12 protein-coding genes are annotated in these 21,936 nt (G+C 60.3%); all 12 read left to right on the top strand.

The features are described 5' to 3' along the window. The first annotated feature begins 5 nt into the window (after positions 1-5). From ACFYOW_RS24525 to dpdD, 12 genes are read left to right on the top strand one after another with little or no spacing between them, the layout of a single operon-like run. Positions 6-923 (top strand): hypothetical protein, encoded by a 918-nt coding sequence (locus tag ACFYOW_RS24525; RefSeq protein WP_387291552.1) that lies wholly within the window; start codon positions 6-8, stop codon positions 921-923. Next, complete coding sequence (gene dbpB, locus ACFYOW_RS24520; protein WP_387291550.1) at positions 923-2,065, top strand: DGQHR domain-containing protein DpdB; 1,143 nt, start codon at positions 923-925, stop codon at positions 2,063-2,065. Before ACFYOW_RS24525 ends, dbpB (ACFYOW_RS24520) begins: the two co-directional genes overlap by 1 nt. Next, positions 2,062-3,291 (top strand): tRNA-guanine transglycosylase DpdA, encoded by a 1,230-nt coding sequence (gene dpdA / locus ACFYOW_RS24515; protein ID WP_387291548.1) that lies wholly within the window; start codon positions 2,062-2,064, stop codon positions 3,289-3,291. Before dbpB (ACFYOW_RS24520) ends, dpdA begins: the two co-directional genes overlap by 4 nt. A gap of 13 nt (positions 3,292-3,304) precedes the next feature. Further along, positions 3,305-4,411 carry a DGQHR domain-containing protein DpdB gene (gene dbpB, locus ACFYOW_RS24510; RefSeq protein ID WP_387291546.1) on the top strand — a complete coding sequence of 369 codons (1,107 nt, stop codon included), beginning with the start codon at positions 3,305-3,307 and terminating at the stop codon, positions 4,409-4,411. A gap of 35 nt (positions 4,412-4,446) precedes the next feature. Beyond that, on the top strand, positions 4,447-7,761 hold the full coding sequence (dpdE, locus tag ACFYOW_RS24505) for a protein DpdE (RefSeq protein ID WP_387291544.1): 3,315 nt from the start codon (positions 4,447-4,449) through the stop codon (positions 7,759-7,761). After that, positions 7,758-10,322 (top strand): protein DpdF, encoded by a 2,565-nt coding sequence (gene dpdF, locus ACFYOW_RS24500; protein ID WP_387291542.1) that lies wholly within the window; start codon positions 7,758-7,760, stop codon positions 10,320-10,322. Before dpdE ends, dpdF begins: the two co-directional genes overlap by 4 nt. Then, positions 10,323-11,222 (top strand): protein DpdG, encoded by a 900-nt coding sequence (gene dpdG, locus ACFYOW_RS24495; protein ID WP_387291540.1) that lies wholly within the window; start codon positions 10,323-10,325, stop codon positions 11,220-11,222. Further along, complete coding sequence (gene dpdH / locus ACFYOW_RS24490) at positions 11,219-14,281, top strand: protein DpdH (protein WP_387291538.1); 3,063 nt, start codon at positions 11,219-11,221, stop codon at positions 14,279-14,281. Before dpdG ends, dpdH begins: the two co-directional genes overlap by 4 nt. Then, a complete protein-coding gene (locus tag ACFYOW_RS24485; RefSeq protein ID WP_387291537.1) occupies positions 14,278-14,964 on the top strand; it encodes a hypothetical protein in 687 nt (228 codons plus the stop codon). Before dpdH ends, ACFYOW_RS24485 begins: the two co-directional genes overlap by 4 nt. Then, positions 14,961-19,358 carry a protein DpdJ gene (dpdJ, locus tag ACFYOW_RS24480; protein WP_387291535.1) on the top strand — a complete coding sequence of 1,466 codons (4,398 nt, stop codon included), beginning with the start codon at positions 14,961-14,963 and terminating at the stop codon, positions 19,356-19,358. Before ACFYOW_RS24485 ends, dpdJ begins: the two co-directional genes overlap by 4 nt. Next, positions 19,355-19,873 carry a phospholipase D-like domain-containing protein DpdK gene (gene dpdK / locus ACFYOW_RS24475; RefSeq protein WP_387291533.1) on the top strand — a complete coding sequence of 173 codons (519 nt, stop codon included), beginning with the start codon at positions 19,355-19,357 and terminating at the stop codon, positions 19,871-19,873. Before dpdJ ends, dpdK begins: the two co-directional genes overlap by 4 nt. Beyond that, a complete protein-coding gene (gene dpdD, locus ACFYOW_RS24470; RefSeq protein WP_387291531.1) occupies positions 19,867-21,936 on the top strand; it encodes a protein DpdD in 2,070 nt (689 codons plus the stop codon). The genes dpdK and dpdD overlap by 7 nt, the downstream gene beginning before the upstream one ends.

The following is a 21,936-nucleotide window of genomic DNA, read 5'->3' as shown; positions in this document are numbered from 1 at the left end:
ATATCGTGGTCACCTGCACGAACCGCAAAAGGCAAGTCGTTCCCGAAAACCTGAGACTGGGGAACTTGCGCGAGCAACGACAAGGGTTGCGCTTCGCCGAATGGACTCGTCGGCTCACTGCCGAACCGCCGACTGTCCGCGCACACGATCTCTATGGTGGCGAGCACTGGAACATTGCGTGTGGCCTTCCGGCGCTGGTCGGCGCTTCGGCCCGGTTATGGGTCTGCTCGGCTGGCTACGGGCTTGTCGATGTCGACTCTTATCTCCACCCGTACGCAGCGACTTTTTCGATCGGGACCAAGGATTCGGTGGGTCGGGACAAGCTCGAATCCCGGCAATGGTGGCAGCGGTTAACTGATTGGGCTGGCCCGAGCGCCGACAAACCCCGGTCTTTCGCGGACCTGGCTCGTGAGGATCCGAATGCGACGATCGTGGCGGTTCTGTCCAATACCTACCTGCCCGCATGCGCGGATGATCTTCGCGCCGCCGCTGGCCTCTTGCGATCCGCGGACAAGTTTGTTGTCATCGGCCCGAACATGCAAGCACATGGACTGGAAGAGACGATCATTCCGATTCCAGCACGTCTGCGCTCGGTCGTCGGGGGGAGCCTTCACGCCCTACACGCGCGCGCTGCCGCTCACCTGCTGTCGCAAACGGTGGCAAACGGAGGCGATCTCAGCCGCGAGAACCTTCGCGCGGTGGCGCTGCATGCTGTCGACACCGCTCCACCTGACACCAGCCGTCGAGCACCGGGGGTCCGCCTGTCCGACAATGCGGTGCGCGAGTACATCCGCTCCCATCGCGATGCTGAAAAATCAAGTGCAACCAGGCTTCTGCGTCAGCTGCGAGACTCGGGCCAGTCGTGTGAGCAAGGACGATTCAAGCAGCTCTACCACGAGATTGCAGGGGAGGTAGAGGACTAGTGGCGACTAAGGACCAGCACTGCCTACGGCGGCGCGCGCTCTGTCTCGCGCAGACAGAGAAGTACCCACTGTATGTGTTCACACTGAAGGCCGAAGAAATCCTCGAGATCGCCGATATCTCCAGAGTCAGTCGCGATGAGGCCGGCAAGCTGATCGGCTACCAGCGACCGGAAGTTCGTCGACACATCCAAGAGATCATCGACTATCTGGACAGCGACCTCGCGATCTTTCCCAACCCGATCATCATGGCGCTGTCCGCACAAGTGCAGTTCCACGCCATTCGGGGCAACCGTATACCCGGTGACGAGTTGGGGATCACCGGAACAGTCACTATTCCGCTACCATCTGCCGGTCGTCCCAAACCAGCATGGATCGTCGACGGCCAGCAACGCGCTGTGGCCCTCTCGCAGGCTAAGAAAAGGGACTTCCCCGTCGCTGTCACCGCATTCGTGGCCGAATCGGTGCAGTTGCAGCGTGACCAGTTCATTCGCGTGAACAACACGAAGCCGCTTCCGCGTGGGTTGGTCACAGAGTTGTTGCCTGAAGTGGACCGGCAACTTCCACCTCGACTGGCATTACGAAAAGCGCCGTCAGAATTATGTGATGTGCTAAATGTTGATGAGCGGTCACCAATGCGTGGAATGATCAAACGTACATCGACAGCGAAAGGTGCCAGCGGCAAAGCGGTAATTACCGATACTGCAGTCGTTGACATGATCCAAGAAAGTCTCACGTCCTCTTCCGGCTGTCTGTATCCATACAGGGATGTTCGTCAGAATGAGACCGACTTCGACGGAATTATTCACGCCCTAATCACGTACTGGACGGCTGTGCGGGATACATTTCCTGAAGCATGGGGCAAGCCCGCCAGCCGTAGCCGCCTTATGCACGGCGCAGGAATTCGTGCAATGGGGCGATTGATGGACAGAATACTGGGAACAGTGGATGCGCGACGCCCCGACGCCCCCGAAATAATTCGACAGCATCTCGCGCTTGTGGCACCATATTGCCGTTGGACCTCGGGTATCTGGGATGAGAATGGTCTGCGATGGAATGAGGTCCAAAACGTGCACAAGCACATACAAGAACTGTCTAACTATCTGATTCGGGTGTATCTGGACGCGCGGGCGGGTATGCCGTGAAATTCTATTTTCCAGACAGTCAAGACCTGGTCAGTCCAACATACGATTTTATCCATGACGAATACTCGCCGACCCGCGTACGTCAGCGGGATGATCTTTACGCCCATGAGGTGTTGATCGCGCCCGCCTACGATGGGATCCTCGTTTCGAAAGCCATCGTCGATGGTTCGATGCGCGGTGCTGGAAAATACTCGATGCCGCAGCGGCATCGCCTCTACAGGCTGGGAGTCAGGGGGTTCTTCCGCTTATCTGACGATATCGCCACACTGGGCGACTGTGGTGCGTTCAACTACGTTGACGAACGTGAACCACCTTATACGGTCGACGAGGTACTCGACTTCTACGAGGAATGCGGATTTGACGCCGGAGTTAGTATCGACCACATCATACTCGGCTATCAACGGCCGGGTACCGCGGATGCGACGCCGGACGAATGGATAGAACGGCGGCGGATCTCTCTGCGCTATGCTGAGAAATTTCTGTCGGCTGTCATCGACCGGAAAACGCGACTGGAACCGGTTGGCGCTGCCCAGGGGTGGGATCCTGCCAGTTACGCGGACAGTGTGTCCGAGTTGCAGAAAATGGGGTACAGGCGCATAGCTCTGGGCGGCATGGTGCCGTTGAGGACCCCGGATATTCTGGATTGTTTGCGCGCGATCGACCTCGTCCGCGCGGTTGATACCGAACTGCACCTACTTGGGATCACTCGACTGGATGCGATTGGAAAATTCGAGGCGCTGGGAGTAACGAGTTTCGACAGCACATCTGCGTTCCGCCAGTCGTTCATGGATGATCGGGACAACTTCCATACCGAATCGAGCACCTACACCGCTATCAGGGTTCCGCAGGTTGACGGGAATGTCACCCTCAAACGCGCAATACTCGCGGGGCACGTCTCCCAGCGTGACGCGGTCAAGGCCGAGCGCGAGTGTTTGAATGCGCTGCGTGCCTTCGATGCTGGCCGTTGCAGCCTGACCGACGCGCTCGACCGTGTGCTGACCTACGAGAAGATAGTCGGCGTCAAAAAGAGCTACGGTGACGCCTACCGCCGCACCCTCAAGGATGCGGCTTGGCAGTCGTGTCTCTGCGGGCTCTGCGCGAAACACGGCATCGAGATGGTGATCTTCCGAGGTACCGAGCGGAACAAGCGACGCGGGTTTCATAACCTGTCGGTTCTCGCCGAGAAGATGAGAACGTTGCACACCGAACCATTGCCGGAGTCCTAGAAGGAGTTTGCTTATGGCCGACCGATACGAGATCAGGGTGCCGGCACTTGAAGTGCGACAACGAGAGAGGCGCATCTACTGCTTCGCAATCGATGGCAAACGCCTGCACGACTTCACCACGGTGTCGCGCGTACGACGGACTGATCACGGAGATCTCGACGGCTACCAGCGCCCCGAGGTGCTCAGTCATATCCGAGCGATCCAGCGCTACATCGAATCCCCGGAGGCGATGCTGCCGAATGCCGTCGTGCTGGCGTTCGATACCCGCGTCCGGTTCGAACCGAGTCAACGACGCAGTGACATCGACTACTCATCCATAGGCGAGTTGATCATCCCAGTCGATGAGACACTCGACGAAGCCGACAAGCCTGGCCTGCTCGTGGACGGGCAACAACGAATCGCCGCAATCCGAGACGCCGACATCGACGAGTTCCCCGTTGCTGCAGTCGCATTCATTGCCACAGGACAGGACGAGCAGCGCTCACAGTTCATCCTCGTCAACAACACCAAACCACTGCCCAAGGGACTTATTCACGAGTTGCTGCCGGACTCGGCAGGCTACCTGCCACCGAAGTACGCCAGGCGCAAACTGCCCGCGGAGTTGATGACCCGATTGAACATCGACACGGACAGCCCGTTCCAGGGCGCGATCGCCACCCCGACCTCGCCCGATGGTTACATCAAGGACAACAGCGTCCTGAAGATGATCGAGAACAGCCTCTACGACGGCGCGCTCTACCAATACCGCAACCCCGAGGACGGTTCAGGTGATGTGGAGCAGATGGTGCTGCACCTCAAGATCTTCTGGAAATTGGTCGAGAGTACCTGGCCGATCGAGTGGAAGTTGCCGCCACGAAAGTCGCGGCTCACACACGGAGTCGGGATTCAGGCTCTGGGCTACGTCATGGACACGGTGACCGACCGGTACACCGCCGACGAGTTGCCCGATGCCGGAATCGAACACCGCTTGGCGACTCTGCACGATGTCACAGCCTGGACTTCGGGCACGTGGGACCTCGGCCCGGATGATCAGCGGCGTTGGAATTCGTTGCAGAACACCCCAACTGACATCAAGTTGCTCACCAAGGCGCTCGCTGGGGCCTTGCGCGCTCGACGCTAGGACATCGCTCGTCGATTGCCCGTCACCGCCCGTTTGTGTCGGCGACGGGCAGTACTCTGAACGGCGTGTCACTCAAAGGGTGGGGTGAGGTTGCGGTCGGTCAGTTTGTGCTGCACGATTCGATTCCGGGGATCGGCCGTGTCGCAGAACAAGTAGGCAACACGGTGCGCGTCGAGGCATTCGACTCTGCCGCCAACCCTGTGGCGCAGTCGTGGTGGCTGCCGGTAAACGACTGTAGGAGTGTCGAACTCGACGCGCAGACCCGGGTTTTTTGGAAGGATCCGGACACCGGGGTCTGGACTGCTGGTCGTGTCGATGAGGCCGACGGATCTATATGCTGGGTCCGATTCCCCAACGGTGCCGAGGCTCGCGTGCCGTTGGCCCAACTGTGGGTTCGGTGGGACCGCCCGGTCTCGTCGCCGGTTGAGGTGCTTGCGGCTGGTGCTAACGAGTCCGCATACTTCCGGGACGCGCGGTTACCGATGCTCGCAAGTCTGGTGAAGCAGCGGTCGGCGTGTGCCAGTTTTCCGGCAGTCCTTTCATCGGCGGTCGAGGTTTACCCTCATCAGGTTGCGGCCGCGCTGACAGTGCTATCGGATCCCGTCCAGCGCTATCTGCTCGCCGACGAGGTCGGACTCGGGAAGACAATCGAAGCTGGGCTGATCATCCGCCAGCACCTGCTGGATAATCCGACCGCCCGGATTGCTGTCATCGTTCCCGACTTCCTGCGTCGTCAGTGGCTCCAGGAGTTGAAGACCAAGTTCTTTGTGGACGACTTCCCAGCTAGCGTGCTCAAAATTTCAGCTCACGAAACTCCGGAGAAGTGGCGCAACTACCACGGGTTCGACCTCGTAGTAGTTGATGAAGTACATCAGTTGACACGTTCTGGCGATCCTCGCGTCGATTCCTATCCACAACTTGTAGGTTTGGCGCACTCGGTCCCACGCTTGCTGCTGCTGTCAGCGACCCCGGCCATCGCGCGGCCCGACGTTCACCTCGCCCTGTTGCACCTGCTCGATCCGGACCTCTACCGTTGGGACAGCCGTGCCGAGTTCGTTCGTCGGTTCAACGATCGCCGGGCCCTGGCTGAGGCTGTCAGCGGGCTGGACGCCAATTTTGAACTGCTCCTAGAGGATACGATCGGGTCTGTTCGTGACCTGTTGCCGCCTGACCCGCGGTTCAACGAGTTGGCCAGCGGGATCACCAATCTGCTCACTGAGGACGGCGATCTGCGCGACGAGACGTTTCGTCCCGAACTGCACGAGGCCGTGGAGGCCCTCCGAGCGCATATCGGTGAGACGTATCGGCTGCACCGGCGAATCGTGCGATACCGACGAGCAACGGTTATCGGGACAACGAATGATGAACTGCCCGTCTTCGAGGCAACCGGCCGGCGACGCCCCCGCGAGATCGGAATCGGAACAGATCGATCCGAATCTGCGCTGACCCTGCTCTTGGACTGGCAGCAGCGGGTGGCGGAGTGGCTGCTGGATCATCCGACGGAATCGGCCCGCGATACTCGGCAGGCGGCGTACGGACGTGTACTCGCTGTCCTGGTGTCACGGACCGACGAACTCTCGGATGACCTGCTGAATGCACTGCGGTGGCGGATCATCGGTGACGAACGGTCTCGGCAACGAGCCGACCTCGACTCGATCGAGGCTGGCTTCCTGGCAGCGGCACCGGTCCTGCCGTTCGAGTCGGAAATCCTGGCACGTGTAGAGGAGTTGCCCTGCAGCGAGGCCGTGATGGATCGACTCCATGTAGAACTTCGGCGCAGCGACCGTGCCGTGGTGTTCTGCGGTCGAGGCCAGATGGCTATCAAGATTGCGGACATACTGGCTACAACTGACGATGGCCCACGGGTACACGAGCACACCCATCGACTGGATGCGGCGACCATTGACAAACAGTTGTGCGAGTGGCGCAACGACGGTGGAGCACTCGTTGTCGACGGCAGCGGTGAAGAAGGCATCAATCTCCAGGATGCCGACCTCGTGATCAACATGCGGCTGCCATGGTCGCCGAATCGACTCGAACAGCGACTCGGCCGAGTCGATCGGTTCGCAGGCGCACTCGGGGGGACCGGTCAACCTGCACGGCAATTCGCCGACCCGATGGGACGTGCGGAGGAGAGTTTCGCCGCCGCATGGCTCGAACTCCTCGTGTCGGCATTCGGCGCTTTCGATGGATCTCTGTCGGCCTTGCAGGATTGCCTGGACGACTTGCAAGACGATGTGTGGTCGGTGGGTCTGTGCGAGGGCCCTCATGCGATGCTGCGGCGAGCTCAACACATCAGCGACACGCTGGCCAGGCAGCGGCGAGAGATCGACGCTATGGATGCCATCGACGCGGTGCAGGATGCGACCTTCGGTGAGGATATTGCCCAGCGCGTCAACCACATCGAAAGTGAGTGGTCCACCTTTGAGGCGCACATGCGGCGGTTCTTGGGCAACGAGGGTGGTCTGCGATTCACTGAAACGATGCACGAGGACGGCCGAATTATCGAGTTCGGCGTCAACCTGAAGCAAGCCCCATTGGTGTCGCCCATGCTCCTCGCGAGATTCGCCTCTGGTCAGCGTGGAAACACACACTCCGGAGTTCCGCGTGAGAGTAGGTGCGGGGCGTTCAACCGTAACGTAGCTTTGCGGATTCCGGAGACCAGATTGTTCCGGCTGGGCAATCCTTTCGTTGATCACCTGGCCCGAGTCATCGAGGTCGACGATCGCGGTCAGGCCTCGGCGTTCTGGCGGCCAGGCCGCCTCGATGACCCCAACGTGTATTTCGGCTTCCACCTGGTGGCCGAAGCGGATGTCAGCAATGCACTTGAACTGGCTGGATCGGAGCCGGGGGTCGCGCAGGCCCTGCGTCGACAAGCCGACTGGTTTCTGCCGCCGTTCATGGGACAAATCTGGCTGTGCTCGGGGGCCAATGATGAAGTCGCAGATCCCGCATTGCTGCGATGGCTCACCGCGCGTTACAACCCTCAGAGGGGGGATCTGAACCTGAACCCTTCTCGGGCCGGCGCACTGATCGGAGTCTTCGGGAGCGTCAATGAGTATGCGGCAGTTGCTCGGCATGCCGAGCAGGCCGCCGTTCAGCAATTTGCCCGACGCGAAAACGTTCGTTCGCAGGCTGAGCAGGCCTATCAGGCGGCCCGTCGACAGCTGGCCATTCGGCGCGCGCAGGCCATGGCGCGTCGAACTGCAGGTCGGCTGGTTACGGATACCGAAAGCTATTTGGAGGATGTTCGCGTTTCGGATCGAATAGCCGCAGCACTAAGGCAGCCCCGAATCCGAGTCGTCTCGGCGACGTGCATCATCGGCGGAGACAAGATGGAGCTTGGGTGACTACGTCGGCCGACTGGGGCGCTGCCCAACGACTGTGGGATTCGTGGCCGGAAATTGAGCCAGCACAGGAACTCAACGGTACGACTCGCCGCTTGCGCGACGCTTTGGCAGGACGTCGCTTTGGCATGAGCAACCGTCGAGACATTGTTGCGCTTACACGGCAGATCCTTTTGGAGCTTGATGCCCTTCACAACCAAGCCCTGAGCCTGACGGTTCCAGCGACCACCGAGTTGCCGACAGTTGAGCAGTGGCGTGCCGGTGGATGCGAGACGCTGTCGGTCGGCGACGGTCTAAAGATCCATGCGGTCTGGTGGTGGCCTGGTTTCAGCGCTGGTCCTGACGAAGCTGCAGGTGATGACATCCGTCAGGTGTACGGCGGCGCTACCGCGCCACTGGACGACCTTCGTGCCGACCCCTTTTGGTTGAAAGCGCTCGGCCCTGAGTTCGTCGGGTACAAGTCGCGCGGGCAACGGCAGGCTGCCCGAACGCTGGCAACAGCGCCGAGTGGGGCGACTGTGATCGCATGTTTGCCGACGGGACAAGGCAAGACAGAAGTGGTCTGGTCGGCCATTCTGCCAGCGACCCAGTCCCGGGGAGTGGCACTCGTCGTGGTTCCCACGGTTGTCCTGGCCCTCGATATGGAGCGGCGCCTACGGAATCACTTCATCAGCGTCGGAGATACGCCCGGCGCGGTCAAACGGTACGCGTATACCGGTGGCCTCGACCTGGTGTCGAAACAGGCGATCCGCGACGATATTCGGAGCGGACGTCAGCGGGTTGTCGTTGCCTCGCCGGAAGCTGTCGACTCAGGCTTGAGTGCGTCCCTCGAGGAGGCTGCTGGCCTCGGTTATCTGACACATCTGGTCATCGATGAAGCCCATCTCATCGACCAGTGGGGTCACGACTTCCGACCACACTTCCAGGCGATTGCGACGCGACGTCGTCACTGGTTGGCGGTCGCACCGCCTGAACACCGTGTCGTTACCGTCGCGATGAGCGCGACCCTTACCCCCTATCAGGTCACCGCGCTGGAGGCCAGCTTCGGTGATCCTGGCCCTGTGGAAGTGGTGTGGGCCTCGCATACGCGTCGAGAGCCGACGTACTTCGTGGAATCCTTTCGGTCGCATGGCGATCGGGTCAACGCAGTTATGACCGCAGTCGCTCGGCTGCCTCGACCTCTGATCCTGTACACGGTGGCGAAAAGCGACGTCCACCAGTGGCATCAACGCCTCCTCGCCGAGGGCTATTCGCGTGTGGCGACCATGACAGGTGAGTCGACTGAGAGCGAGCGGCGAGAGATCCTTCGAGGCTGGCGCGGTCAAGATGCCGATGGCACAGCGACTCCCACGAGCTACGACCTCATTGTCGCCACATCTGCGTTCGGGGTGGGTGTCGACCTGCCCGACGTACGCTCGGTCGTTCACGCCTGCCTTCCTGAAACTATCGATCGTTACTACCAAGAGGTGGGGCGTGGCGGCCGAGACGGCAGGGCTTCGATCGCATATCTGGCAACCACTCCCCAAGACGCCGGCATGGCAAAGTCGGTCAACCGCAAAATCCTGTTGACCCCTGATCTAGCCTGGAACCGTTGGCGCACAATGCGTCTGACAGCCGACACCCGGCAGGATGGGCGCATCGAAATCGATCTCACCCGCTACAGGCCGGAACTTCCCAGGGAAAGCCAGAGCAACCTCGATTGGAACCTGCGGCTACTCAACTTGATGGAGCGTGCACAGCTCATCACCGTGGAATCGCCTACGACCTTCAATGTCTCCGACGCGCAGGAAGTGCGCCGTGGTGACCCAACTCCGGGAGAAGTGCGGCTCGTTACCGAACACCACGCCAAGGTCAACGACGAGCGACACTTCCAGCGTGTGATGCACGCAGTTCGCGATTCGGTCCAGCGCGAGCAAGAGAGGGCTCTCGCTCAGCTGCACCGTCTAATCAGTGGAAATGATTGTGTTGCAGACTGTCTGGCCGACTACTACGAACTCAAACGAAACGGCGGAATATTGCGGACAGCGGCAAACTGTCGCAGTTGCCCGCGGTGCCGCCGTACACAACCGTTGCGGCAGGACAGCGGTATGCGGCGCTCGGCGACCGATCCATGGCCGGACTGCGCACAATGGCCGGATGCAGTCGACCCACTTGCTTGCTATCGCCAGCCGAGTTCGGTGTTGAGTATCCCGTGGACCGATCAGCACGCCTTCACTGACTATGCCCCGGAACTGATCGCGTGGCTCGCGCGGCAGGGATCGGCGGTTGTTGCCGGTCCGGGCCTGACGCTCGACCTGGTATCAGAGGCGCAGGATCGCGCCGGTCGTCATCCGGTCATCGTCGATGACGACAGTGACTTGGTGGAACACAGCGGCTGCCCCATCCTGTGGTTCGCTTCGGCGACCGATCGGACATTACCGGCAGCCGTGCTGTCCCGCTTGCGCGGTCGTGACCCGACGTATCTCATCCACCCCGCCAGCCTGGCCGATCCGGAGCGACCACATCTTCCGCTGCGGAGTATGCGCAAGTCTATCGATCTCGATCTCCTTGTGAGGAAATTCTGAATGACGGCCTTGATCAACACCGCGGCACCTCAGCCCAGGCCACTGTGGGCGACGACCCGGCACTTGTTGTCGATTCGCGGGAAGCGGCAGAAGATCGACGTGGCACGAGCATTGTTGAGCCCACCATCGCTCTTCGAAGACGGACACGACACCGAAGACGTCTTCGGCAAGGTCGTCAAGATCGGCACCGAACTCGGTGTCTTTCGGACAGAAGGTGAAGAGCTTGTGCTGACCGACGTGGCCCGTTCACTTGATCCTGGCGACCCGCAGGGATTCTTCGATCTCCTGCGCGAACGCACGCTGGGCCGAACAACCAGCGAGGAATTGGTCGGCGACCCTTCGCTGACTAGCGGTAAGGACCTCATTCGGGCCCTCTGCTGGTTTCTCACTCGCCCATGCGACCAACCCGTCGATACGCACACGTTCGAGAAGCAACAGCAGGACGCTCTGCCTGCCGGACTTCGCGGTGTGTTCACCAATCAGTCGCGGTGGAATCTATTCACCTACTGGGCAGTTGCCCTGGGATTCGCGGCGACACCACTGCTGCAGGAAGGGGGTCCGGCAGCATTGGTTCCGGACTGCAGCACCGCGGTCCGGCGGACTATCGGGGCAACCTGGAAGCCAGGAAACGTCGTGCCGGTGCGTGTCGTCATCGACGAACTGATCAAAGCGTTGCCCGTTCTACCTGGGGGTGAGTTCAGCCGGGCCATGCAACTGACCTCCGGCTCAGGCGATGTGTCGCCTGTGCTGTCGTGGGCACTGCTCGATGGGCACGACCGCGGGGCGTTGAAGCTGACAGTTCAGTCGGATGCAAGTAACACAGTGCAACTCGTGGATCCAGCAGGCCGCGGAGGTGTCCGGGGTGTCGCGTTGATCGAGATCGGAGACACGAGCCTGTGACCACAGCATTCGACATACGAAACAATCTGTGCTGGACGGCGCAGACAGCGATCTCGACACTCAACACCGAAGCAGTCAGCCCGTCTGCGGAGGTCTTCTTCGCAACCCATGTACCGTTACGGATCCGGCGCAGGCACCCAGATCTGCGAGAAAATGACACGGTCCAGGAGGTCAGCGAAGAGGAGGTACAACGGGACTTTCTGGAACGTGAGCCCGTGAATGGAGTCTTGCTGATGCCTGTCATCGGTGAGTCCGGCTCCGGCAAGTCTCATCTGGTTCGCTGGATCGCTGAGCAGACCAAGTCTGACTCCCGACGTGCGGTCATTTATGTGCCGAAATCCATGACCAGTCTTCGGGGTCTGATCGATGTCCTGCTCAATCAACCGGATGTCGACAGCCCTGCGCTCGATCGTCTTCGAGAACGCGTGGACGATCTCGCCAGGACACTGGATATCGACACATTGCAACGTCGGCTACTCAATGCCCTCGCTGAGGCAATCGAGCACGCGGAGCCATCCGGTGACCGCTACCGCAGATCGCTCATTGGACCGGGCAAACTCGGTACCTTGCTCCGCGATCCATCTATCCAGGACCATCTGATGGCTGCGGGAAGACTAGTTCCGCGGCTGGCCGCGAGTCTCCTCGACGATCGTGGAGATGGCGAATCCGACCGTCCAACCGAGTTCACGGTCTATGACCTTCCGCAGATCGCCGACGTCGGCATTGTGTCAGTTGGTGCACGCCCACTCCTCGCTCATCTGCAGGGGCGCGCTCCCCTCCAAGAAGCCGCAGCAAATCTGCTCACAGAACAGCTTTCCCAGGCTGTCCAGACCGTATTCGATCTTGGTCATGGCAAGCTCCAGAACGCGATGCTGACCATCCGGAAGGAGTACCTGAGCCAGGGTAAGGAGATCGTTCTTCTCATCGAGGACTTCGCCGTCATCCAAGGTGTTCAACGTGATCTGCTCGATGCGCTCATCGAGGTCGGAGTCCGCGAAGGTCGTACCGTGCTAGCCCCGGTCCGAACCTTGATGGCTGTCACTCCCGGTTACTATCAGCGGCTCGACGAAACTGTCCTGACCCGAGTACGAGCGACCACACCGTATGTTTACGACTTGGACGTCACCCTCGACGATTCAACGAATGGTCGGCAGAGCATCATCGAGTTTGTCGGTGGCTATTTGAATGCCGCACGAGTGGGAGCAAATGCACTGGAGGCGGCAGGGGTCGGTGGGGGAACGGCACCGCCCAACCGATGCCGCGACTGTCAATTCCAGGTGGCCTGCCATTCGGCGTTCGGTGCTTCGTCCAAGGGATATGGCCTTTTCCCCTTCAACTGGTCTTCCTTGCGGCGCGCAATCCGAGCTCGCAAACCACCGATCGGTCCCGACGACGCTTTCAACCCCCGCACCGTGCTCAGTGAGGTTATACGCCCCGTCCTGTCTCGTGACGACGAAATTGTTAACGGAGAATTCCCCGGACCAACCTTTGTCGAGATGTTCCCAAGCTCGGACAAGGAACGGCCGCTAATGCCCGAAGTGGCCGCTGTGATCGGAACACTCGACGACCACACCTCCAATCGGCGGGTCGTTCTGTTGGAGTTCTGGGGCGATGCCCCCACCGAGGTTCAGAACCTCGCTCCTGCCATCCACGAGGCGTTCGGAATCGCTCCGCTTGCAATCGATCAAGAGTCGGCCTCGCAGCTCACTGCACCCGAGCAGGGAGATTCGGTTCAGCCGACGCTCATGCCTGTTCCGTCAGAATCCCGCACAGCCGTCGTGGGCACCGAGTCCTACCGTCGGCAACTTCAAGACATCGACGCGTGGTACAGCGGGAAGCCTCTTGGGCAGAATGCGGCTGCAGGTATCCGATCGATCGTTCGTCAAGCCGTTCTCAATCGCTGCCAATGGAATGAACCGTTGACGGTGGAACCGTTGCAGGGCGTCCGGGACAAGGCATGGCCCGTCACGTCGCTGGTCGTGTCCATTGAGGACGCCGGTGGTGAGAGCGCACCTGGCACCCGTAGTGCTCCGATCACATTCGACAGGACTGCCCCCAACGCCGTTTTCTTCAAGTCCTTGCTCACAGTGAAAGCTGGGATATCGGAACCAGGGAACGCGGCGGCGCTGCGACGACTTGCCCATGTTGCGGATCAGTACCACCGAGCCCTGCAAGAACGGGTTGAGTCTCACCGAAGCAGCAGTGACGCCGAACTCTGTGTGGGGTTGCAAGTCTCATTACTCGGTGCGGCGCTCGCCGGTCGAGCCTGGCCCGGGATGTCCGATCATGAGTTGATGGCGGTGGCGTTCGATGACGGCGCCGACTGGAATCTCGGGGACGCGACCGTGCGACTGCCTCTATGGGTTGACGCGTGGAACAAGCATCGGGCGAAGCGCCCCGAACTCGTTGCGGCCCTGCGTGATGGCGTGGGTATCCGCCGAGGCGACGGGCATGTTCGCATGATCGATGCCGCGCGGGTGCTCCCACTTCTTCGTCAAGCGTCCGCAGAGTGGGATTGGCAGGCGCCAGAAGAGATTCCGAAGTGGTGCACCCAGGCGGTGAAAGCCGCCAGCTTGGGCAGGTTCGGCAAGATGGTCGACGAGCAGTGGGAGACTCTGCGCCGAGTCCATTCTGACCTGGAACAGTGGCTTCCTGCCGGTGTTACTTCCACCGACACCATTCGGGAAATACGGCAAGCCCTGGAGGAAGCGCAGTCCGAAGCGCTTGGCCCCGATGACGGGCCAGGGTTCTGGAGTCATGTCGAGCGTGTGGAGCAGATTGACTGGCAGTGCACCGCCGAACTGACGCGTGATGTGAGGCGCGTGCTGGAAGCCGACGGCGACGAAAAGTGGCGGGCAGCGCGGATCAAGGCGGTCTCCACCGATCGCGGCCGAGAAATCGTCGAGATACTCGAATTCCTGCGACTTGCCGACAAATGGCTCACCACGAAGGTGGCAGAGGCAAAGTTACGGCGCGGTAGAGCCGAGGACACGGCCACAAAGTTGATTACCCATGCCCATTCGAAGTGGAAGGCGATCGCCGAGAAGGGTTCACTGTGAGCGGTCAATCAATACAGGACAAGGCCCGGGAACTCGCCGCATTGGCCCGTGGTATCCGCATATCGGAAAAGGATCAAGACCAGGCCAGGCGGGTCGCGAAGGCAACCGAACTCCTGATAAGCGAGTTGGATAGGCTCGAAGAAGTTGTCGATGCGATGGTAGAACTCCGCAACCACGGGGTGACGGTGTCCCTCGAAGGCCATGGCAACGGACTCGACACCTTTGAGAAGCGCAGTGCCTTCGCGACGGGCCTACCGACTCCGGAGGCGGTTAGAGGATCGCAAAGCACCGTAATCAATGTGACAAAGCGGCTTGCATCCACTTTCCAGGTGCGTTGGGGGGATTGGGCTCAAGAACGGCAGCAGTCTCTGACGCGCGACTTCGATCGCAAACCTGTACTGAATCCAACTGAACGTGCATCGGTTACTAAACAATTCGATGAGGTCAAGAAGTTGGCGAAGGTCAAGGCTCCTTCTAAGGGAGATATTGTGCGATTCGCACATCTTTCCGCAGCATTGTCTACTCGATTTGCTGCCCTTCCTGAGTTAGGTGTTCAAGTGCGAGTTCTTCTTGAGGAATTACGCCAAGGGATAACGCTGGACGATCTCTCTAATGACCAGATTGCGTTACTGAGAGAAAATGGGTTGGGTGGGATCATCGAGGTAAGGCGGAAGGATCAGTGACAGAGGACGAAGCCTTCTTGTCTGAGGTTCTCGACAAACTTGAGAATCTTGAGTTGCCATTGCTGGCTTGGGGTGTCACAACGGGCGCGCTTTCACGTGATGAGGTAATCAACGTCATCGATGAGCGTCTACTACTGCCGAGTGGACCTGCTGTCATGGCCGAGGACGTGTTGAAGCAACTGGTTGCCCGCGCCCTCCTGTTCGAGTTGCCGGCAACCTCTCCACGCAGGTACCGCACCCGCCTCGGCGAGACTGTCCGACTGGCCGCCACACTGCGACAGTTGTTTGTGCCGCCTCAACCGGCTGGTTCACGGTGGTGGCAGCAACGTCCGCCATTGGTTGCCGACTATCGACTGCACGTTGCGCCGCGACGGTACCCACGCCGCGATGTGCCGGTGGCCGAAGTACTGAGGGAACTCGCTGAACTCGACGGCTGGACCGAGCGGCACGCAACTGTCGCCAAAGCTCAACTGCGGCACCCGAATCTAGCTCGTTTTCAAGTCGACGCCACGGCTACCGTACTGAGCCACCTGAACCGGAGGACCGGTCGCGCCGTAATTGTGGGCGCTGGCACGGGTAGCGGCAAAACCTTGGCCTTCTACCTTCCTGCGCTAACTGACATCGCGATAAGCGCGGGCACGCGCCCCGCCGGCGTACACACGATGGCTCTGTATCCGCGCATAGAGTTGCTCAAGGATCAATTGCGGGAAGCCGTTGCAATATCGGCACAGGTCAACAAAGTCCAGGAGGCCAATCGCGCTCGCAGGATACGGATCGGAGTGCTCTATGGTGATACTGCGCACAATAGTCGCAATGTCGGTCGTAATAGAGCATGGACTCCGTCCGGCGGGGGAATGATCTGCCCGTACCTGAAATGCCCACACTGCGACGGTGAACTGGTTTGGCGCGACGAAGATCGCCAACGAGGCAATGAAGTACTGGTCTGTCGATGCAAGAACACCGTGGACAACTTGGTGTTGACCAGAGCCCAACTTGCCGCCAATCCACCAGATCTGCTGTTCACCAGCACCGAAATGCTGAGTCGAAACTCGACAGACCCGACCCTGGCGCCCCTGTTGGGTTGGCGTGGCCCGGCCTCGCCGTCTCTGGTACTGCTCGACGAGGCGCATACCTACACCGGAGTGCACGGCGCCCAAGTCGCACTACTGCTGCGTCGATGGCGAGCGGCGGCTCGGCGTACACCGGTGTTCGTCGGCCTGAGCGCAACCCTGCGTGACGCACCGGAGTTCTTCGCGGAACTGACCGGAACCGATCGCGCTGATGTCGACTATCTGGCACCCAAATCCGACGAATTGGAGGAAGAAGGACGTGAATACTCCATAGCACTCCGAGTCGATCCCGTATCGCGAGTGAGCCCACTGTCCGCAACGATCCAGGCGGCCATGCTATTCGCGAGGACCCTCGACACACGAGGAAGCGAATTTCTGCACGGGTCGCGTGGCTTTGTGTTCACCGACGATTTGGACGTGACCAATCGTCTGTTTCACGATCTCAACGACGCGGAAGGCGCGCGGAGGGGCAGGCGGCCTGGACCAACTCCCGCTCCTCTGGCAACACTGCGCTCTAAGGACGGCTCCTGGCATCGAGAACGTTTCGACGACGGCCAGTCCTGGGATCTCGTCCAGAGCATCGGGCACGAACTCGACCCTGGTGGACGGTCTCCCGGACTGCAGATTTCACTGACTTCGTCACAGGCATCTGGTGTTGACCAAGACTCCGATCTGGTGGTCGCGACCGCTTCACTGGAGGTCGGAGTCGACGACTCACGAGTGGGATTGGTGATTCAGCACAAGGCTCCGCGGGACGCCGCCGCTTTCATCCAGCGGCGTGGCCGTGCAGGCCGCCGTCGTGGCACACGTCCATGGACAGTCGTAACCCTCTCCGACTACGGACGCGATCGGTTTACCTACCAGGCTTACGACACACTGTTCGAGCCGGAACTGCCAGCGCGCCGTCTCCCCGTAGCCAATCGGTTCGTGCTGAAGATCCAGGCCACACAGGCCCTGCTCGACTGGCTCGCGCAACGTGTCGGCACCGATACTCGGCAGGTGCTACGAGCGCCAGCGCGTGGTCAGAGCACCGATTCGGTGGGTGCGGATAAGGTAGTCGAACAACTTAATCGCCTGCTGACCGATCGGAATGCGCAGGCCGAATTGCGGTCACATCTGTGCACTGCTCTTGATATTTCAGTGGATGAGGCCGGAGCTTTGATGTGGGACGCGCCGCGTTCTCTACTGCTGAGCGTGGTGCCGACTGCGCTGCGCCGACTGGAACGGCGGTGGCGTAGCTACGTCGACGATCCAGGGGCTCGACCCGACAGCGTGCTACCGGAATTTGTGACTCGTACTCTCTTTCACGGTCTCAATGTGCCGGAAACCTGGATGACTGCTCCGTTTATGGAAGAGCCGGATCCACGGCCGATCGAGAATGCGCTGCGGGAGGCTGTGCCGGGCAAGGTGAGCCGCAGATACGGCTACCAGCGGGCTCATCACCGAACATGGGTTCCCCTACCCGATCCGGCTGCGCAAGGTGCCATGGACATAACGATGTTTGTGCAGCAGTTCGATGACGAAGGCGTCTGGACCCCGCTGGGGGGTTCCCCTGTACGAGTTTTGCGCCCTCACTCCATTGTGTTGAGCGAACCACCGCGCGAGATATCCGACCAGGCACAAGCCACGCCCCGCTGGCACTCACAGTTCGTCGTGCCCGACGAACTGTATGAAGGGGCTGTGCCGTCACCCTCCACTTGGCACGACCGCGTGCTCTCGGTGGGGTTTGCAACAAGCGCTGCAGGCGACCCGATCGAGGTCCGGCGGATGACGATCGGCGCCTCATGTAACACGGTCTACACCGACGGCCGCACAAGTGTGAACAGTGTCGTCGACTACACATATCAGGACAACCCGGCCGCGCTCGGCTTCTCGCTGACCGTTGATGCAGTTCGATTTGTGGTTGCTCCATTGGATACGGCTGCCGAATCGGTGCGCGCGCATCTGCACTCGCCACAGTGGCGTGGACTGGCTTTCGCTGAAGCCGTCCGCGTCGATCCACTGCTCGACGACCACGCAAATGTATTCCAGCGGCGTTGGCTGTCGCTGGTCTACACGACGGCCTACGCTTTGCATCTGGTGCAATCGCCAGGTGCCACTGGCCCGGATATCCATGCCGCACTCAGTCGGGGAGCCTGGGCGAGCAGAATCGATCAGGTGCTCAACGCCATCTATCGAGGTGACAACAACGCCACGACACCAAGCGGGCTGGTTGCGGACCTGACGGATTTGAGCCGCCAGCCAGCGGTCACAGAGAGCCTAGACCGCAACGGACGCCTATTGTGGTGCGCCGAAGTGGCAGAGTTGACCGCCGAACTCGCCCAGCGCGCATACCGCGACACCATCGCTGCCGCGATTCTGGCTGCAACGCAGCGAACCTGCCAGGACGCGCAGGATCTCGACCTGATTGTCGATGTACTCGAGTCGGAGGTTCCAGGAGGCCCGTCGACAGTGTGGCTGACCGAAACGTCGTCAGGCGGCCTCGGCATCATCACCCAGTTCGTTCAGCAGTATTCGGCCGACCCGCGCAGGTTCTGGGGACTTGTCGAGGCAGTATTGGGACGCAGTGACCACGAATACGTTGGTGATAGCATCACCCGGCTACTCGAACATGCTGTTAATGAACCACTTTCAGCAGCGGCGAATGCTATGACTCGCTTGCGGAATCCCAATTCTGCGACCGAGGCTGACCAGGCACTAGAGGATCTGCGTACTGCGTGGACGAGCCTTGACGGCGCGCCCCGCCGCAATGCCGTCGCAGCTCTGTCGGCACGGGTGCTGCGACCCGGCACTGACGCCAGTACCGACCGCATGGTCGTCGAGTTGATCGCAGCGTGGAATCGACTCGAGCACGACCTCGGATTCGAGGTTGAGGCTGGCATCTTCGCCTACCTGGTAGCGGTTGGAGGGCTCAACGTGCCGGGCCTTGATCGAGCCCGATTCGGCACCGACCAGGTCTACAGCCTGCTGGTGCCTCGCGGTACAGAGGCGCGGTCTCAGCATCTGCAGCACTATCAACCGTTCGCCGAACCGGCGCTTTTGGATCGCTTGCTTGCTGAGGCTGCTCACAGCGAACAACTGATAGTCATCGATGTCACAAACGTCGGGTGGCGCGAGTCCTATATTCGTGAGGTGCGAACCCGCGGTGCCGTCATACTGGCCGCGCCGACTGATTCGTTACGCGAACTGACGGTCGCCATCCGGGTGGTGCCTACCCTCGCGGTCGATCGCGACGTACTGCGCGTATTCGGACATGTGCGCGGAGTCCGGCGTGGCTCCGGTGTTATCCATGCAATTGTCGAGATACGGGAGTTCGCGCAGTGACCGATGAGCGCGAACTGCGCACCAGTCAAACGACGGGCGTAAGGATCGACGCGCTGCTGTCGACGATCCTGGTTTCCGAGCTATTGACCCCGAGCGATGAGTTGTGGTTGATCTCCCCATGGGTCAGTGACGTCGACGCCATCGACAACACCGGCGGGGCATTTGATACCGCATTTTCGGACCCATCCAACAAAATATATTTGTTATCCGAAGTTCTCGGCTTATTGACTCTATCAGGGACACGTCTCGGCGTAGTGACACGGCCCGATTCGCACAACGAAATATTTCTCGCCCGCCTGGAGCGATGTGCGGACTCCGTCAATTTGAAAGTTATACGCGACAGAACAATTCACGAGAAAACATTCTGCGGTATGGATTGGCAACTCACCGGTTCGATGAACTTCACCTACCGGGGCATCAATATTAACGATGAACTGATGAAATATCGGGTTGACGCTCAGGTTGCTGCCGGTACTAGAGTTGAGTTCGCTCACAGATTTGGTGGTGAGTGGTGACGTCAGATGAAACCATTGACCGACTTGTCGATATTCTGATCGGACCTGGAAACTCGGCGTGGAAGGACCAGGATCCCGAGTCGGAGGCTCGATCCTGGCTGCAGAATTGGCTGTTTCTAAAGGATTCAGACGTTCCTTATGTGCTACCCCGCGTGGAGCCTGGCTCAGGGCGACGGATCGTATACGTTATACCCCGGAGCACCCGCCAAACGGGCGTGGTGCGTGAATGGTTGACCGCGTTCGTGGGGCCGAGCTATGCCAAGTTTGTGCAGGAGCCGCATACATTTCGCGACGGCGACCCCATAGACACCGCTGTTCGTGAATTCGCCGGACACAATAATGTCTTTGTTCTCGAATACCCCAGCACGCTTGAGATCCACAAAGGCATTTGGCAAGCGCTCAGGCGTATGCGCGACACCGTCGCTCGTCGGCCCTTGTCGACCTGGTCGGCTCCGACTCCCCTTGGTCGACTTCTGGCCGAGTTCGATCTAGCGATTGCGGCCGGGGACAATGCTTCCTCCGCTGTTTTGCTTGACAGGTTGGCAGCCAGCGGACTGAGCGGTACCAACCACACCCATCTCATGCTGAAAAGGCTCTCCCGGCTCGGTCAGCACGGCGAAATTATGCGGTTACCGCAACTAAATTCTGTCGTTGCCGCTGGTCCCCCCGCGCCAGTCCGAGAGGCGATTCTTGGTGCCATCTACACGACGACCGTGTCGATTGCGGTTGAATCCGCTGATTTCGCTGCCGCGCAATCAGCGCTCAGCGAAAGTGGGGAATTGGTGCCGACGCTTGCGCAGGGAACAATCGACAACTTCAGCACCCCTGCCCTGGTTGTACTGGCCATCTACGCATCGATGGCAGGTGACACCGAACGCCTGTCGTACTTTCAGGGCATCCCAGAATTCAGCGGGCTGATGTCGGGGCTCTTGTTGGCCGCACCGAGGTCTAACGATGAATCCGTTGCCACGACGCGGACGGAAGATCAGACCGCGGGCCCTGCGAACTCTGTCTCCGTGGCGCAGTTGGCAACCCAGTCAGCCACGGCCGTCGCTCCCGACTCCGGGCCTGAAGATGCCGAGATCTGTTCTCCTGGTCACACCACTGTAGGACCAACTCCCGTCATCGAACGGGCGGTGCCAGGGTCGTGGCTCGACCTCGTCACCGTCATCGCAGATGGCACTGAACTCCGTGCTGTCATCGGCGAAGAGCCCTGGCGTGGCTGGCGGCCAGCCTTCGAGGTTGACTCGGAACTAGCCACAGCTCTCGGACAACTGAACGATATCGGAGTTGAACGGGCGTGGAGTATTGTCGGCGGATTCATCGACAGTGATAACTATCGGACGCCGGCTCCCCTTACTGCTCGATTTTTTCTTGATAATGCATTGACGCACAGTCGGTTCCATCCCGGCGACCTCGCCGGGATCGTCGCTTTGGCGGACATTGTGCTCCGGTCGGCACCCGATCCGGTCGACTACCGGAGGATGCTGGACGACTTGCGCGCTGAGGCGACTCGCTGGGTCAGTGTGAATCGGGCATCGATAGCCCTGGACCTTGCAGACTTGGTCGTCCGTGCTGCGTGCCCGGACGTGGAAGCGCGTCTGCGTCTGTGCACTGCCCTGCTTCGTCCGCTCAGCGATCAGCATGTGCGTCTCGAACCAGACCAGGCCCGCATCGCCCGCATCGTCGATGATGAACTCGGTCTCGGCCTGCTTTGGGGTCCGCTCGACGGCGACATCGAATTGAGCGCCGCCGCAACTCGGTCCGTCGGGCATTTGCTCCTCTACTCACTCGACGAAGGCGTACTCGACCGTGTGCGCGTCACCCTGAGTCAGTTAGTGCCCGGCGTTACCGTGACCTGCAGTCATGACCGCGTCGGCAGTCCGCGTCTGAAGCAATGGTCACAACGTGCAGACTTTGTCGCTATGGCCACTCGATGCGCAACTCATGCGGCGACCGGCTTCATCCGATCGAGTACTCGCCCGCGCGCGACGATCAGGGAAGCGGACGGCTCAGGCTCCGCATCGTTGCTTCGCGCGGCGATGACAGCTATTCGGTCGTGA

This window comes from Nocardia sp. NPDC006982, from assembly GCF_042869435.1.
In the GTDB taxonomy this organism is placed as follows: Bacteria; Actinomycetota; Actinomycetes; order Mycobacteriales; family Mycobacteriaceae; genus Nocardia.
This window is presented reverse-complemented; position numbering and strand designations above follow the sequence as displayed.

Bases quoted from the DNA above. Each gene is read 5' to 3' on its own strand.
- dpdG (WP_387291540.1), top strand. From the start codon at position 10,323: ATGACGGCCTTGATCAACACCGCGGCACCTCAGCCCAGGCCACTGTGG.
- dbpB (WP_387291546.1), top strand. From the start codon at position 3,305: ATGGCCGACCGATACGAGATCAGGGTGCCGGCACTTGAAGTGCGACAA.